This is a genomic window from Rivihabitans pingtungensis, from assembly GCF_003201855.1.
Lineage (GTDB): Bacteria > Pseudomonadota > Gammaproteobacteria > Burkholderiales > Aquaspirillaceae > Rivihabitans > Rivihabitans pingtungensis.
In genome coordinates, this window is the sequence record NZ_QJKI01000001.1 from 281,780 (window position 1) to 296,746 (window position 14,967).

General features: G+C 65.1%; 12 protein-coding genes and 1 pseudogene. 6 read left to right on the forward strand and 7 right to left on the reverse strand.

Features of this window, described 5'->3' with window-relative positions; genetic code table 11:
• Window positions 1-17: 17 nt before the first annotated feature.
• A complete protein-coding gene (locus tag DFR34_RS01270; protein ID WP_110389329.1) occupies window positions 18-641 on the reverse strand; it encodes a riboflavin synthase subunit alpha in 624 nt (207 codons plus the stop codon).
• Window positions 642-830: 189 nt separating this feature from the next.
• On the opposite strand from DFR34_RS01270, the gene DFR34_RS01275 reads away from it, so the two are divergent.
• The 5 genes from DFR34_RS01275 (at window position 831) to hypE (ending at window position 7,304) form a co-directional block, all read left to right on the forward strand.
• Entirely contained in the window at window positions 831-2,441 is a 1,611-nt protein-coding gene (locus tag DFR34_RS01275) for a peptide chain release factor 3 (protein WP_110389471.1), read from the forward strand.
• A 142-nt stretch (window positions 2,442-2,583) separates the two neighbouring features.
• Window positions 2,584-4,707, forward strand: a complete 2,124-nt coding sequence (locus DFR34_RS01280) for a TonB-dependent receptor plug domain-containing protein (RefSeq protein WP_158281709.1) — start codon at window positions 2,584-2,586, stop codon at window positions 4,705-4,707.
• 214 nt (window positions 4,708-4,921) lie between these two features.
• Window positions 4,922-5,146 (forward strand): HypC/HybG/HupF family hydrogenase formation chaperone, encoded by a 225-nt coding sequence (locus tag DFR34_RS01285; protein ID WP_245906781.1) that lies wholly within the window; start codon window positions 4,922-4,924, stop codon window positions 5,144-5,146.
• Window positions 5,143-6,261, forward strand: coding sequence for a hydrogenase formation protein HypD (gene hypD, locus DFR34_RS01290; RefSeq protein ID WP_110389332.1), 1,119 nt, complete (start codon window positions 5,143-5,145; stop codon window positions 6,259-6,261). Before DFR34_RS01285 ends, hypD begins: the two co-directional genes overlap by 4 nt.
• The gene (gene hypE / locus DFR34_RS01295) at window positions 6,258-7,304 is read left to right on the forward strand and encodes a hydrogenase expression/formation protein HypE (RefSeq protein ID WP_110389333.1); all 1,047 of its coding nucleotides are present in this window, start codon (window positions 6,258-6,260) and stop codon (window positions 7,302-7,304) included. Before hypD ends, hypE begins: the two co-directional genes overlap by 4 nt.
• A 129-nt stretch (window positions 7,305-7,433) precedes the next feature.
• Here the strand turns inward: hypE and DFR34_RS01300 are convergent, their stop codons facing one another.
• The 3 genes from DFR34_RS01300 to DFR34_RS01310 form a co-directional block, all read right to left on the reverse strand.
• Entirely contained in the window at window positions 7,434-8,360 is a 927-nt protein-coding gene (locus tag DFR34_RS01300) for a helix-turn-helix domain-containing protein (protein ID WP_110389334.1), read from the reverse strand.
• Window positions 8,348-8,911 carry a zinc ribbon domain-containing protein gene (locus tag DFR34_RS01305; RefSeq protein WP_110389335.1) on the reverse strand — a complete coding sequence of 188 codons (564 nt, stop codon included), beginning with the start codon at window positions 8,909-8,911 and terminating at the stop codon, window positions 8,348-8,350. The genes DFR34_RS01300 and DFR34_RS01305 overlap by 13 nt, the downstream gene beginning before the upstream one ends.
• Before the next feature lie 351 nt (window positions 8,912-9,262).
• The gene (locus DFR34_RS01310; protein WP_110389336.1) at window positions 9,263-10,966 is read right to left on the reverse strand and encodes a glutamine--tRNA ligase/YqeY domain fusion protein; all 1,704 of its coding nucleotides are present in this window, start codon (window positions 10,964-10,966) and stop codon (window positions 9,263-9,265) included.
• A 562-nt stretch (window positions 10,967-11,528) separates the two neighbouring features.
• Here DFR34_RS01310 and ppk2 point away from each other — a divergent pair.
• Entirely contained in the window at window positions 11,529-12,533 is a 1,005-nt protein-coding gene (gene ppk2 / locus DFR34_RS01315; RefSeq protein ID WP_110389337.1) for a polyphosphate kinase 2, read from the forward strand.
• Between the two features lie 231 nt (window positions 12,534-12,764).
• Here the strand turns inward: ppk2 and DFR34_RS01320 are convergent, their stop codons facing one another.
• From DFR34_RS01320 to DFR34_RS01330, 3 genes and pseudogenes are all read right to left on the reverse strand, one after another.
• The gene (locus DFR34_RS01320; RefSeq protein WP_110389338.1) at window positions 12,765-13,622 is read right to left on the reverse strand and encodes a substrate-binding domain-containing protein; all 858 of its coding nucleotides are present in this window, start codon (window positions 13,620-13,622) and stop codon (window positions 12,765-12,767) included.
• Window positions 13,615-14,175: a globin domain-containing protein gene (locus DFR34_RS01325; RefSeq protein WP_110389339.1), complete on the reverse strand. Its 561-nt coding sequence runs from the start codon at window positions 14,173-14,175 to the stop codon at window positions 13,615-13,617. The genes DFR34_RS01320 and DFR34_RS01325 overlap by 8 nt, the downstream gene beginning before the upstream one ends.
• Before the next feature lie 72 nt (window positions 14,176-14,247).
• Window positions 14,248-14,931, reverse strand: a pseudogene (locus tag DFR34_RS01330) (ABC transporter ATP-binding protein); the annotation flags it as partial.
• Window positions 14,932-14,967: the final 36 nt, after the last annotated feature.

Genomic DNA, 14,967 nt, shown 5'->3' on the forward strand with positions numbered 1-14,967 from the left:
ATACAGTTGGGGCGGATTCAGCCCCCGGCAATCAAACCACGTTCCAGCAGCAAGCGCTCGACGGTGTCCACAATCACCTGGGTTTGCGGGTCGATTTCGATATTCACCCGCTGGCCGGGGGCGCGCCAGCCCAGGGTGGTGCGGGCCAGGGTTTCCGGGATCAGGTGCACGCAAAACTCGCTGCCGCGCACTGCACCGATGGTCAGGCTGCATCCGTCCACACCGATATAGCCCTTGGTGAACAAAAAGCGCGCGTAGTCGTCGGGCAGGCGGAACCAGGTGGTGCGGTTGTTCGGGGTGTCGATCACCTCGATTACTTCGGCGGTGCACAGCACATGGCCGCTCATGGCGTGGCCGCCGATTTCGGCGCCAAAGCGGGCGGCGCGCTCGATGTTCACCCGGTCGCCGGTTTTGATGTCGCCCAGATTGGTGCAGGCCAGGGTTTCCTGCATCAGGTCAAAGCTCACCCGTGCGCCGTCCACGGCGGTGACGGTCAGGCAGCAGCCGTTGTGCGCCACCGAGGCGCCGGGCTCCAGGCCGTCGGTCCAGTCCAGCGGCAGCTCGACAATATGGGTCTGAAATTTTTCGCGAGCATCAATGGCCACCACCGGCGCGGTGCCGGCGACGATTCCGGTAAACATGGGCATGCCTTTCTGACAAAGGGTGGGGTTAAAGGATTGTACTCGCTTCGCTGTGCCGATGGCGCAATGCAGCAGGAGGCACAGGTGCGTCGCTTTGACGGCGGCAATTTGGCCGGCACGCTGGCGCGGGGTTTTGCTGACCGGCTATCTCCGTTACAATTCAAGGCTTTTTCTTTCCCTGGCCCTCCCATGTCCGACGCCTTGACCGCCGTGGCCGGCGAAGCCGCGCGCCGCCGCACTTTCGCCATTATTTCTCACCCTGATGCGGGTAAAACCACGCTTACCGAAAAACTGCTGCTGTTCTCCGGCGCCATCCAGATGGCCGGCACGGTCAAGGGCAAGAAAAGCGGCAAGTTCGCCACCTCCGACTGGATGGAAATCGAAAAGCAGCGCGGCATTTCGGTGGCCTCGTCGGTGATGCAGTTTGACTACCGCGAGCATGTGGTGAACCTGCTGGACACCCCAGGCCACCAGGACTTCTCGGAAGACACCTATCGCGTGCTGACCGCAGTGGACGCCGCCTTGATGGTGATTGACGCCGCCAAGGGCGTAGAAGCGCAAACCATCAAGCTGCTGAATGTCTGCCGGCTGCGCACCACGCCGATTGTGACCTTCATGAACAAGTACGACCGGGAAGTGCGCGACTCGCTGGAGCTATTGGACGAAGTCGAAAACGTGCTCAACATCCGTTGCGCGCCGATCACCTGGCCGATTGGCATGGGCAAGACTTTCCGTGGCGTGTATCACCTGATGAATGACCAGGTGATGCTGTTTGAAGCCGGGCAAGACATCGCCGACCAATTGGTCAGCGAGGTGATTCAGGGCATCGACAACCCGCGTCTGGACGAGCTGTTCCCGCTGGAAATGGCCCAGCTGCGCATGGAAATCGAGCTGGTCAAAGGCGCATCCAATGAGTTCGACCTGGAAGCCTTCCTGGCCGGCGAGCTGACCCCGGTGTTTTTTGGCTCGGCCATCAATAACTTTGGCGTGCGCGAAATCCTCAACGCCCTGGTGGATTGGGCGCCGCCGCCGTCGCCGCGCGATGCCAGCGTGCGCATGGTGGACCCGAGCGAAGAAAAATTCTCCGGCTTTGTGTTCAAGATCCAAGCCAATATGGACCCGAAACACCGCGACCGCATTGCTTTTATGCGCGTGTGTTCCGGCCGTTTTGAGCGCGGCATGAAAATGAAGCACCTGCGGCTGAACCGCGACATCGCCGCCTCCAGCGTGGTGACCTTCATGGCCCACGACCGCGAGATTGTCGAAGAAGCCTTTGCCGGCGACATCATTGGCATTCCCAACCACGGCAATATCCAGATTGGCGACAGCTTCTCGGAAGGCGAGGCGCTGCAATTTACCGGCATTCCGTTTTTTGCCCCGGAGCTGTTCCGCTCGGTGCGCATCCGCAACCCGCTGAAAATCAAGCAATTGCACAAGGGCTTGCAACAGCTGGGTGAAGAAGGCGCGGTGCAGGTGTTCAAGCCGGCCAATGGCGCCGATTTGATTCTGGGCGCGGTGGGCGTGCTGCAATTTGAAGTGGTGGCGCACCGTCTGCAAACCGAATACGGCGTGGAAGCAGTGTTCGACCCCTGCCAGATTTACACCGCCCGTTGGGTGAGCTGCGACGACGCGCGCATGCTCAACGACTTTGAAAAAGCCCTGGTCAACAACGTCGCCATCGACGCCGCCGGCAGCCTGGCCTATCTGGCGCCCAACCGCGTCAATCTGGACCTCACCCAGGAGCGCTGGCCCAAGGTGGTGTTCCACGAAACCCGCGAACACGCGGTGAAACTGTCGTAAGCGCCGCTGACAAAACCCCCTGGCCTTGTGGCGTGACCTTGCCGTAGGGCCGCTACGCTGGGTTTTGTGAGCCACGCCAAGCCTGTGTGGTCAGGCCGGATATGCCGGCCTGGCCGCCCGCCCTCCTGCTGAAATGTCCGCCATGCGCCATTCTCCCCACGCCCTCAGCCTGACCGTTGGCGCCTTGCTGGCCGCTCTGCTGCCTGCCGCCCAGGCTGCCGAACCCACCGAACCCGACGCCGCCGTGTTGTCGGAAATCACCGTCAGTGCCACCCGCAGCGCCGAAGCCCTGCGCCGCGACGCCAGCGCCGGCAAGCTGGTGGTCGGCCGCCAGGAGCTGGACGCGCTCAACAGCAGCAGTGTGGCCGAGCTATTGCGCAAGCTGCCCGGCGCCGGGATTTTTACCGATCTGGACAACCCCGGCCGGGGCGGGCGCAGCCGCGTTGCCGAACGCAATCTGCCGCAAATTCTGGTGGATGGCCAGTTGCTGCCCGGCGGCGGCCGCGCGCCGGCCACCGCGCTGCGCCTGCCGGTGGAGCTGATCGAGCGGGTGGAGATCATCCGCAACAGCACGGCGGAATTCCCCAATGTCAGCCCGGCTGGCACGATTAATCTGATTCTGCGCGACGCGCCCAACCGGCGCACACTGGCGGCCAAGCTGGGCGTGGGCGCCAGTCAGGGTCGGCCCAGCCTGCGCGCCGAAGGGCAATATGGCAATCGGGAGGGTGGGTTCAGTTATTTGTTGTCCGGCTCGCTCACCGAGCGCCCCAGTCAGGGCAGCCGCGACACCGCGCGCAGCCTGTACAGCGCCCAGGGCGAAACCCGGCAGCAAGAAGCTGCGCACAGCCATGGCCAGGATCGCAACGCCAGCTTCAGCCCGCGCTTTACGTGGCGGCTGGGCGAGTATGGCCAGTTGATTGTCAGCCCCTTGCTCAGCTACACCCGCGCCGACCAGCGCAGCAGCACCGACATCCCCGGCGTCAGCCACGAAGACAGCCAGCAGCACGACACCCGCGCCAGCGCCCGCCTGCTGACCGAGTGGAAGCTCAGCCATGCCGATAATGGCGAAACCAGCATCAAGCTGATGAGCCAGGGCGAGCGCGAGCAATCGCGCCGGCGCAGCGTGCGGCCAGACGCCAGCGGCGCGTGGCAAAGCCAGCAAGACGACACGCTGCGCCACGAGCGCGAATGGCTGGCCAGCGCCCGCCATCAGCGCGCATTGGGCGAGGCGCATCTGCTGACCGGCGCGCTGGAATGGCGCATCCGCAGCGGCGACGACCGCCAAAACGGCGGACGCGACCCCAGCCAGGCCGGCCAGCGGGCAGAAACCCGCGAACGCCAGCAGGTATTCTGGATTCAGGACGAATGGCAACTGGCCGGGCAACAGGTGCTCACCCCTGGCCTGCGCTGGCAGCTGGACCACACCGAGGTCAGCGATATGGACGGCGAGCGTCGGCGCAGCCATCGCGCCTGGTTGCCGTCCTTGCATTATCTGTGGCAAGTGAACAGCCAATGGAATCTGCGCGCCAGCGCCAGCCGCAATAACCGCGCGCCGTCGATTTATGAGCTCAGCCCGGTGGTGCGCGCTGCCAGCGGCGACAACAGCGCCAGCAACCCGGACCGGGGCGGCAACCCGGATTTGCGCGGCGAACAGCTCACCGTGCTGGACATGGGCATCGAACACTTTTTGCCCGACCGCGCCGGGGTGATTGGCCTGTCCTTGTTTGCCCGCCGCATCGACAACTACAGCCAGCGGCTGACGCTGCTGGAAGGCGAGCGCTGGGTGGCGCGCCCGCATAATCTGGGCCAGGCCAGCACCCATGGCCTGCTGTTCGACGCCAAGGCCAAACTCAGCCAATGGGGCCTGCCGCAGCTTACCGTGCGCAGCAATGCGATGCTGTCGCGCACCCGGCTGCGCGACAGCCCACTGGGCGACGGCCCGCGCAAAAGCGCCAATCTGGGGCTGGATTACGAATCCCCCGCCGGCTGGAGCGTGGGCGGCACGCTCAGCCATGTGTCCACGCTGGACCGCGACAGCAGCCTGACCGTGCGCCAGCAGCAAGACGCCAACACCCAGCTGGACCTGTACGCCACCTATAAGCTGGATCGTCAGTTGACGGCGCGGCTGGCTTTGAGCAATGTCACCGGGGCAAAATCACGCAATCAGGTGTGGGAATACGACAGCACCGGCGCTTTGCAGCGCCAGGAAGTCGAAAGCCGCCGCGCCAACCGCAGTGTGCTGCTGACGCTGGAAGGCAAGTGGTGAACCCGGGGGCGTGAGAGATGCGCGGATGGATTCAGCCATACAGGGATAAAATTTGCCCAAAGCCCGCCCCTGAAAAATCAAAATGTATACGCGCAGGCGGGAGCCCAGACGGTTCCACGTCGTGCGTGACTGGCGCGCAGCGCACCCATGGATGTTTCGTCCTGGCGATTTTTGCCAAGACATTTTGTAAGGAGTCACAAGCATGTGTCTGGCCATGCCAGTTCAAGTGACCGAGCTGTTGCCCGGTCAGCGCGCGCGCGTCAGCGTGGATGGCGTCAGCCGTGAGGTGTCGGTGGCGCTGGTGGAAGACTTGGCCGTGGGGGATTTTGTCATCCTGCACGTCGGCTACGCCATCGGCAAGCTGGACGAGGACGAGGCGCGGCGCACGCTGGCCTTGATTGCCGAGGCGGTGGACAAGCTGGCGGAGGGCGCGGTATGAAATACGTGGACGAATTCCGCGATGGCCACGCCGCGCGCGCGCTGGCGGCCGAGATTGCCGCCGTGGTCCAGCCCGACCGCCAGTATCGGCTGATGGAGTTTTGCGGCGGCCACACCCACGCCATTGCCCGCTACGGGCTGAGCGCCTTGCTGCCGGACAATGTCGAGCTGATCCACGGCCCCGGCTGTCCGGTGTGCGTGTTGCCGATTGGCCGGCTGGATGGCGCGATTGCCCTGACGCTGGAGCACGGCGTGACCTTGTGCACTTACGGCGACACCCTGCGCGTGCCCGGTTCAGGGCGCATGAGCTTGTACAAGGCGCGCGCGGCTGGCGGCGATGTGCGCATGGTGTATTCGGTGGATGACGCCTTGGCCCTGGCGCGCGCCGAGCCGCAGCGCCAGGTGGTGTTTTTCGCCATCGGCTTTGAAACCACCACGCCACCTACCGCGCTGGCCTTGCTGACCGCCCGCGCCGAGGGGCTGAACAACTTCAGCGTGTACGCCAACCATGTACTGACCCCGGCAGCGATGCGCCATTTGCTGGCCAGCGGCGATGGTGTGGCGCTGGATGGTTTTATCGGGCCGTCGCACGTCAGCACGGTGATTGGCTCGGACGCCTACGCCGACATTGCCCGCGACTCGGGCAAGCCGGTGGTGATTACCGGCTTTGAGCCGCTGGACGTGCTGATTGGCGTGCGCATGCTGATCGAGCAGATCAACCAGGGCCGCGCCGAGGTGGAAAACCAGTTTATCCGCGCAGTGACCGCCACCGGCAACCGCAAGGCGCGGCAGGTGGTGGACGAAGTGTTTGCCCTGCGCCCGGTGTTTGACTGGCGCGGGCTGGGCGAGGTGGCCGCCAGCGCGCTGGCCATTCGCCCGGAATGGTCAGCGTGGGACGCCGAGGTGAAATTTGGCCTCACCACCCACAGCGTGGCGGATAACAAAGCCTGTGAATGCGGCGCCATTTTGCAGGGGCGCAAAAAACCGCAAGACTGCAAAGTCTTTGCCACGGTGTGCACCCCGGACAACCCGCTGGGCGCCTGTATGGTGTCCAGCGAAGGCGCCTGCGCGGCGCACTACGCCTATGGCCGTTTTGTCAGCAAGGAGCCGGCATGAGCATCAAACCAGGCTACACCCGCCCGCTGGACCTGAAACACGGCCGGGTGGACATGACCCACGGCAGCGGCGGCCGGGCGATGGCGCAGCTGATTCATGAGCTGTTTGCCGCCGAATTTGGCAATGAATGGCTGGCGCAGGGCAACGACCAGGCGATTGTGCCGCCGCCGGGTGGCCGCCTGGCGGTGGCCACCGATGGCCATGTGGTGTCGCCGCTGTTTTTTCCCGGCGGCGACATCGGCAGCCTGGCGGTGCACGGCACGGTCAACGACCTGGCCATGGGCGGCGCCACGCCGCTATACCTGACGGTGGGTTTTATTCTGGAAGAAGGCCTGCCGCTGGCTGATCTGGCGCGCATTGTCCGCTCGCTGGCGCACGCTGCACGTGAGGCTGGCGTGGCGGTGATCACCGGCGACACCAAGGTGGTCGAGCAGGGCAAGGGCGACGGCGTGTTTATCACCACCACCGGCATTGGCGTGGTCCCCGACGGGGTGAATCTGTCTGGCCACCTGGCGCAGCCGGGTGACGCGGTGCTGGTGTCCGGCATGCTGGGCGACCATGGCGTGGCGATTCTCAGCCAGCGCGAAGGCCTGGCGTTTGCCGCCGATGTGGTCAGCGACAGCGCCGCGCTGCACACCCTGGCCGCCCAGTTGATTGCCGCCTGCCCGTCGCTGCGGCTGATGCGAGACCCCACTCGGGGCGGCCTGGCCACCACGCTGAACGAAATCGCCGTGCAATCTGGCGTGGGCATTCGTCTGGACGAAGCGGCGATTCCGGTGCGCCCGGTGGTGCGCGCCGCCTGCGAGTTTTTGGGGCTGGATCCGCTGTACTGCGCCAACGAAGGCAAGCTCACCGCCATCTGCGCCGCCGCCGACGCCCCGGCGCTGCTGGCCGCCATGCGCGCCCACCCGCTGGGCCAGGACGCGGCCATCATCGGCGAGGTGATTGCCGACCCGCGCTGCTTTGTCCGCGCCCGCACCCCGTTTGGCGGCGAGCGGCTGGTGGACTGGCTGAATGGCGAGATGCTGCCGAGGATTTGCTAGGAATGCGCTGAAGCCCGATACGCCAGACAGACAAAACCCCCGCCAGCGTCAGCCAGCGGGGGTTTTGTCATCTCATCAACCCGGGAGGGTCTGCAATCACACGCCTTTGCCGAGTTTTGTGCGCGGCGCTTACTCCATCCCCAACACCCGCCGGGCATCCATGCTGTTGAAACGGTAGGGCCACAGCGCCGGATCCTGCTCGGCCAGCTGGCGGGCCAGTTGCGCCGGGCTGTAGCCGGTAAACCGACGCATGTCGCGGCTGAAGTGGGCTTGATCAAAATACGCGCCATCCAGCGCGATATCGGCCCAGGGCCGTGGCTTGCTGGCGGACGACATGCCAAACACCTGACTGGCCAGCAGCTGACTGCAACGCCATTGCTGACGAAACTGGCGCAGGCTTTGGCCATAGGCGCGCAAAAACTGACGCTCGAACTGACGCACACCCAGCTGACAATGCTCGGCCAGCCTGGCCAGCGGCCAGTCCAGGCAAACCTGCGGCAGCACCAGGTCCGGGCTACGCTGCATGTGGCGGGCGGCCTGGGTGCACAAGCCGGTTTCCAGCGCATGGCGGCAGGCAGCTGGGGTGCCGGCCTGGCGCAGACGCTGTGCCCAACTGGCCACCCAGGCAGGCGGGGCCAGGGTATCCAGCGGCACAAATTCTTCCATCACATCCTGTGCTGATACGCCAAACAGCCGTGGCAGTTGGCCTGTGCGCACGGTCACGGCCAGAATTTGCGTGCCGGGCGTGGCCCACGCTTCACGCACGCTGCGGGTGGCGCCACACAGCCCCAGCACCGGCAGAGCCGGGCACGCCTCGGCAGGCCGTAACAGATCGGCTGGCGCCAGGCGGATTTCACCGTGGGTGATGGCCAGCAGCATCGGTTGCAGCGTGGCCGGCAACAGATAGCGTCCGCCGGGCAAGGTGGCGGTCAGCACATTGGCCACCAGCGGCAGCAGGGCGGGGGCGTGGGGTGGCGTAGCAGGGGAAGCGGAATCGACATTGACATCCTCCCCGGCCTGAAGGCCGGAGATTCCTACAGCGCTCAGGCGCGGCATTGCGCCACCCCTGAATCGCTTCGGTGAGTTCCTGCTGCTGGCAGCATGACTGCACCGCTCACTTCACAGGCTAACCGGGCGTGTCCCGCCCTTAGTATATTGATCGCGCCGACGACATCGGCGTTTTCTTCAAAGCCGCATTCGACGCATTCAAACTTGGCTTGCGTCTGGCGATTCGCCGCCGACACATGGCCGCAGCACGGACACGTCCTGCTCGTGTTCTGCGGCGGCACGGCGATGATCGGACTGGTTTTTTTCTTGCAGCGCGGGAAGTCGGCCCGCTTGGCGAAGAAGTTGCTGTAGGCCCGTTCCAGGTCTTTGAGCGCCTGTTGCAAGGGATGGACTGGCGCATCGGCCAGCCAAGCCGTTTCCGTGCTGTTGCGCCACTCGGTGAGCAGCTTGCACAGTCCTGCGTAGCCGAGCTTCTTCTCCCCTTGCTCATAGCGTTCCTTCTGCAACGCCAGCGCCTTGTTGAACACGAAGCGGCGCATTTGCCGCACCTGCTGGCCGTCTGGCATCAGTTCGTATTTGAAGGCTTGAAGTCGTTGCATGGCTCTATCATATCCCAAAGGACGGCTGCGCCGTCGCGCTATCCTCCCCCGCCCTGAACGGCGGGGCTTGTCGCGCACAGGGTCATGATGATAGGGCGCCGCTGGTGAGGTAGCAGAACACGGCCGCAGCTGGCGTATTTATCTTGAATCAAAGATAAATACGCCAGCTGCGGCCAGAATACCGACCAAAGTCAGACGGGCCACATGCTCCACCCGTGAAGCGCCCGCGGCCGCGCGTCGCGTCGCGCATAAAACTCAGCGCAGCGTTCCTGGCTGGGCACGCGACCACAGACAGTACCAGTCGTACAGCAAGGTCGCGCACAACACCAGGGCGGGTTTTGTGAGCCGCGCTTACTTGCTCCAGGTATCCTTCAGCCCCACCGTGCGGTTGAACACCGGGCGGCTGGCGCTGTGTTCGTGGCGGTCGGCGCAGAAGTAGCCGATGCGCTCGAACTGATAGCGGGCTTCGGCTTGCGCCTGGGCCAGCGCCGGTTCGGCGTAGCCGGTGACCACGCTGAGCGAATCCGGGTTGATGAAGGTTTTGAAGTCGATTTCGGCGCCGGCTTCGTCTTTCATGGCGTCCGGGCGCGGCACGCTGAACAGGCGGTCATATAGGCGCACTTCAATCGGCAGGGCGTGGGCGGCGGCGACAAAGTGGATCACGCCCTTCACCTTGCGGCCCACCGGGTTTTTGCCCAGGGTGTCGTGGTCGATCGAGCAGTGCAGTTCGATCACTTCTCCGGCCGCGTCGCGCACCACGTCATCGCATTTGATCACATAGCTGTAGCGCAGGCGCACTTCGCCGCCCGGAGTCAGCCGTTGCCAGCCGGCCGGCGGGTTGTCGGAGAAATCATCGCGTTCGATCCAGATTTCGGCCGACAGCGGCACTTCGCGCTCGCCAAATTCCGGGTGGTTGGGATGAAAACCGGCACTGCGCGCGGCGGTGACGCCTTCGGTGTAGTTGGTCAGCGTGACTTTCAGCGGGTTGATCACCGCCATCACGCGCGGCACGCTGTGCTCCAGCTCTTCGCGCACGGCGCCTTCCAGCACGCTCATGTCCACATGGTTGTCGGATTTGGAGATGCCGATGCGGCGGGCGAACAGGCGGATGCCTTCCGGGGTGTAGCCACGGCGGCGCATGCCGGCGATGGTGGGCATGCGCGGGTCGTCCCAGCCGGCCACCAGTTTTTCGGTCACCAATTGGTTGAGCTTGCGCTTGGAGGTGACGGTGTAGAACAGCTCCAGGCGGGAGAATTCATACTGGCGCGGGTGGCAGGGGATGTCGAGATTGTCCAGCACCCAGTCGTACAGCGGGCGGTGGTCTTCAAATTCCAGCGTGCACAGCGAGTGGGTGATGCCTTCCAGCGCATCCGAGATGCAGTGGGTGTAGTCGTACATCGGGTAGATGCACCAGGCATCGCCAGTGCGGATGTGGTGGGCGCGGCGGATGCGGTAGATCACCGGGTCGCGCAAATTGATATTGGGCGAGGCCATGTCGATTTTCAGGCGCAGGGTTTTGCTGCCGTCCGGAAATTCACCGGCCTTCATGCGGCGGAACAGGTCCAGGTTTTCCGCCACGCTGCGCTCACGGTAGGGGCTGTTTTTGCCCGGCTCTTTCAGCGAGCCGCGATATTCGCGCATTTGCTCGGCGTTGAGCTCGCACACATAGGCCTTGCCGGCCTGAATCAGCGCCTCGGCGTACTGGTAGAGCGCATCAAAATAATCCGACGCCCATTTCACCTCGCCGGCCCACTCAAAACCCAGCCAGCGCACGTCGGCCTGGATGGATTCGGCGTATTCGGTGCTTTCTTTTTCCGGGTTGGTGTCATCAAAGCGCAGATTGCACTGGCCGGGGTAGGCAGCTTCGCCCTGCACCAGGCCAAAGTTCAGACAGATGGATTTGGCGTGACCCACGTGCAGATAGCCGTTGGGCTCAGGCGGAAAACGGGTGAGGAGGCTGCTGTGTTTGCCCTGCGCGAGGTCGTCGTCGATGATGTTGCGGATGAAGTTGGCGATCACCGGCTCCTGGCCGGGGGCTTTATCAGTGTGGCTCATGGTGGCTCGCGTCATGAAAGGGACAAAGGCGCGCCCGGGGCGGATTCGGCCAGGCCCAAACAGGCCGGCGTGCGTCCAGGGCGCGCGGTTTAACCTGCAATTCTACCCAAAACCGCTGAAACTGGCGCTGTGCATCTGGTCATGCCCGGCAAAACAGCGTCACTGAATTGCAATACTGTCGACAGGGTTATTTGAAAGGCATAGGATAGTGGATGAGGCGAGTCGCCCAGGCCAGCCTGACCTGCTGGAGGGCGACTCTTGAAAGCGCCTGCATGGCGCTTTCCAAACCCATCCCGAACCGGCTGATCCGCCAGAACGGGGCGTCACACCAGGCTTGGGCCTGGGCTTGCTGCGGCATGAAACGGACGACCGAGCCGTCATCCCCCCACGCTGCGCAGCCCGGCCTTGGCCAACGGGATGAGTGCCCCAGGCGCGCAACAGACCGACGGGACGGGCCGACAGGCCGCCGCCCACCCGCGCGCCGCCCGCCGACCTGCCACGCCAGGCCTGGTCACGCTTGAATTTCGCCATTTCTGAAATCCCAAGAAAGGAAGGTTGTGCAATGACCGATTCGCTGGAAAACAAGACCCCCGCCACCGCTACCGCGACGGCCGCGCGCACTCGTCACCGGTCACAAGCCACAACGGACAAGGCGCACCAGCAACAGGAACACGCCGCCGAAGAAATCCGCGCCATCAGCGAGGCGCCCGTCGCCGTCCAGGTGGCCACCGCCCCGCACGGCAGCGACGAAGACAGCTCGTCCGCCCCGCTACCGGCTGACTACCCCTACAAGACCCGCATCCGCCGCGCTGATTACGAGCGGCAAAAACAAGCGCTGCAAGTTGAATTGCTCAAGGTGCAAAACTGGGTGAAAGAAACCGGCCAGCGCATTGTGATTCTGTTTGAAGGCCGCGATGCCGCCGGCAAGGGCGGCACCATCAAGCGCTATATGGAACACCTCAATCCGCGCGGCGCGCGGGTGATCGCCCTGGAAAAACCCACCGAAATCGAACGTGGCCAGTGGTACTTCCAGCGCTATATCCAGCACCTGCCGTCGGCTGGCGAAATGGTGTTCTTCGACCGCTCCTGGTACAACCGCGCCGGCGTTGAGCGGGTGATGGGCTTTTGTACCCCCAGCGAATACCTGGAATTCATGCGCCAGACCCCCGAGCTGGAGCGCATGCTGGTGAACAGCGGCATCCGCCTGTTCAAATACTGGTTCTCGGTGAACCGCGAAGAGCAGCTGCGCCGCTTTATCTCGCGCCGTGATGATCCGCTCAAGCACTGGAAGCTCTCGCCGATCGACATCCAGTCGCTGGACAAATGGGACGACTACACCGCCGCCAAAAAGGCGATGTTCTTCCACACCGACACCGCTGACGCGCCGTGGACGGTGATCAAGTCCGACGACAAGAAGCGTGCACGCCTGAACTGTCTGCGCCACTTCCTGTCCACGCTGGACTACCCGAACAAAGACCCGAAAGTGGCCTGCCCGCCGGATCCGCTGCTGGTGGGCAATGCCTCGCACGTGCTGGAAGCCGACGAAACCCATATCGACCGCTTCTGACGCGCTGCGTGCAGGCAAAAAAATCGGGCGGGGGAGTCATCCCCGCCCGCGCCACGCCCCGCGCACTCGGCTCGGAAATCATCTGACGGCCTGTTGCCCATGTCTTACCGCATGGGGGACAGGCCGTGATCACGTGGGGCGGCGAAAAACCTACCACAGCAAGGCGCTTCATGGCTGGCGGGACAGCCGTTGTGCGCCCGCTTGCTGCACCACGGCCGCACCAGCTGTCTGTCAACGCGCCGGGCCGCTTGTTGTCAGCGCAAACACCCACGGCCCGCCGGCCTCACGGTCTGCCGCGCGCAAATCGGCCTGGCCGTGCGCGCTCAGCAGATAATCCGCCAGCCGCCGCGCCAGGCGGCGGCGCTCGGCATTGGCCGGGTGCGCCGGGCCGGGTTCGACCAGCACATACACCCGGCGCATGGCCGGATCGCCATGCAGCAGCACCTTCAGGCCATGGCTGGGCATCTTGCCGCTGGCCACTGGAATATGTCCGACCACGGCATAAGCGCCCTGACGCGCGGCGCTGACCAGCACGGACTGTGGCGATTCGGCGTCGTCGTACAGTTGCTGGCGCGGGCCAGGGCGCACGCCAGCGCGGCGGAACAGCGCCTGGGCAATGCTGAAGCTGCCGGGGTCGCGAAACGCCAATAAGGGCGCGTCGGCGGCAACAATCCGCGCCATCGCCGCCGCGCCATCCGCCGCCTGCGCCACGCCGGCCGGGTCATCCGCAGGGCCGACCAGCACATGCTCATTGGCCGCCCAGGCGCGCAGCGGCGCTGCCAGGCCGGCAGCCAGCAGCGCATAGCTTTCGTCGCTGCCATGAATCAGCATCAGGTCGGCGTCGCCACGGGCGAACACCGGCACAATGCCCTCCTTGGGCGCCGCCGCCACGGTGTCCACCCGCAGGCCGGCGCCCACAGCCGCCTTGTCGGCCAGCCGTGGCCATACCCCGCTTTGCAGCAAGCCGCCAACCACCGCCACCCGCACCACAGGCCTGGCCGTGGCGCTTGGCGCTGGCGGCTGCGCGCCCGCCCATGTCGCCCAGACCAGCGCCAGCAGGCCGAGGCCGCTGCGCCAGGCCTTAAGCATGACGCGCCGCCATCTCGGCATAGCCCCAGCGCGCCGGCTGCGCCTTGGTGGTGCGCCGGTTGATCATGCGCAGCGAGAAGGGCTCCATCCACGCCCAATATTCCTCGCGCACCGCCGCTGGCGCGGCGCAGTCAGCCAGCGCCTGCCACAGCAGGGTCAGCCAGACTTCGCGCGCCGCTTCGTCAATGGTGAACGGAAAATGCCGGGTGCGCATGCAGGTGTGGCCGTGCGCCGGCGTGTATTGCGCCGCGCCGCCACAGGCCTCGACGACAAAATCGGCCACCCGCTCGACCAACTGGGCAAACTGCGCCGCATCCTGGGCAAACAGATGGCCGATGGCGCTCTGGCGCAGCAGCGCGTGATGCTGCGCCACCAACTGGCGCAGGCCGTGTTCGCCCAGCGCTTCGATCACCCGCAGGGACGGAAACGGCACTTCCGGCAAAATCAGTTCCGGCGCAGCGGGAACCCGCTTGCCCGGATGCGGGCCCGCCTGCTGCTGGCAGGCGCAGTGATGTTCGGCGGCCGGGGTCGGTGGGGAAGCGTGCTGACACATGGCGAGGCTCCTTCAGTCAAAAAACACAGTCAAACAGCAATGTAAAAAATCAGACCAACAGCGTCAGCGAGATCAGCGTGCGCTCAGCAGGCGCTGTTCGTCCTCATTCAACCCATACAGCCTGGCCACCGCGGCCTCGGTCAGCACCTCGGCGGGCGCGCCGTCGGCGTCTATCCGGCCGTCGGCCAGCAGCGCCACCCGGTCGGCGGCCTGGCGGGCGTGGTCGGGGTGATGGGTGGTGAACAGCACGCCATGGCCGGCCTGGGCCAGCCGGCGCATGCGCGCCAGCAAGCGCAACTGGCCGCCGTAGTCCAGGCCATTGCTGGGTTCGTCAAACACCAGCAGCCGCGCGCCCTGCGCCAGCGCGCGGGCAATCAGCACCCGCTGACGCTCGCCGCCAGATAGCTCGGTGTAGCGCCGCTCGGCCAGCGCGGTCAGTTCCAGCTCGGCCAGCGCGACGTCGGCGGCGTGCAGGTCGGCGCGGCTGGGGGCGGCCAGCAGGCCATGGCTGGGCAAGCGCCCCAGCAGCACCACCTCGCGCACCCGATACGGAAACGGCGCTTGGTGCAGCTGCGGCACATAGGCCAGCTCGCGCGCCAGCGCCCGTCGCGGCCAGGCGGATAACGGGCGTTCGTGCAGGCGCACCTCACCGCCAGTCGGGCGCAGCAGGCCCAGCAACAGGCGCAGCAGCGTGCTCTTGCCAGCGCCATTGCCGCCCAGCAGCGCCAGCACTTCGCCAGGGCGCACAGTCAGGTTCACGCCTTGCAACACGGTGCGGGCGCGGTAGGCAAA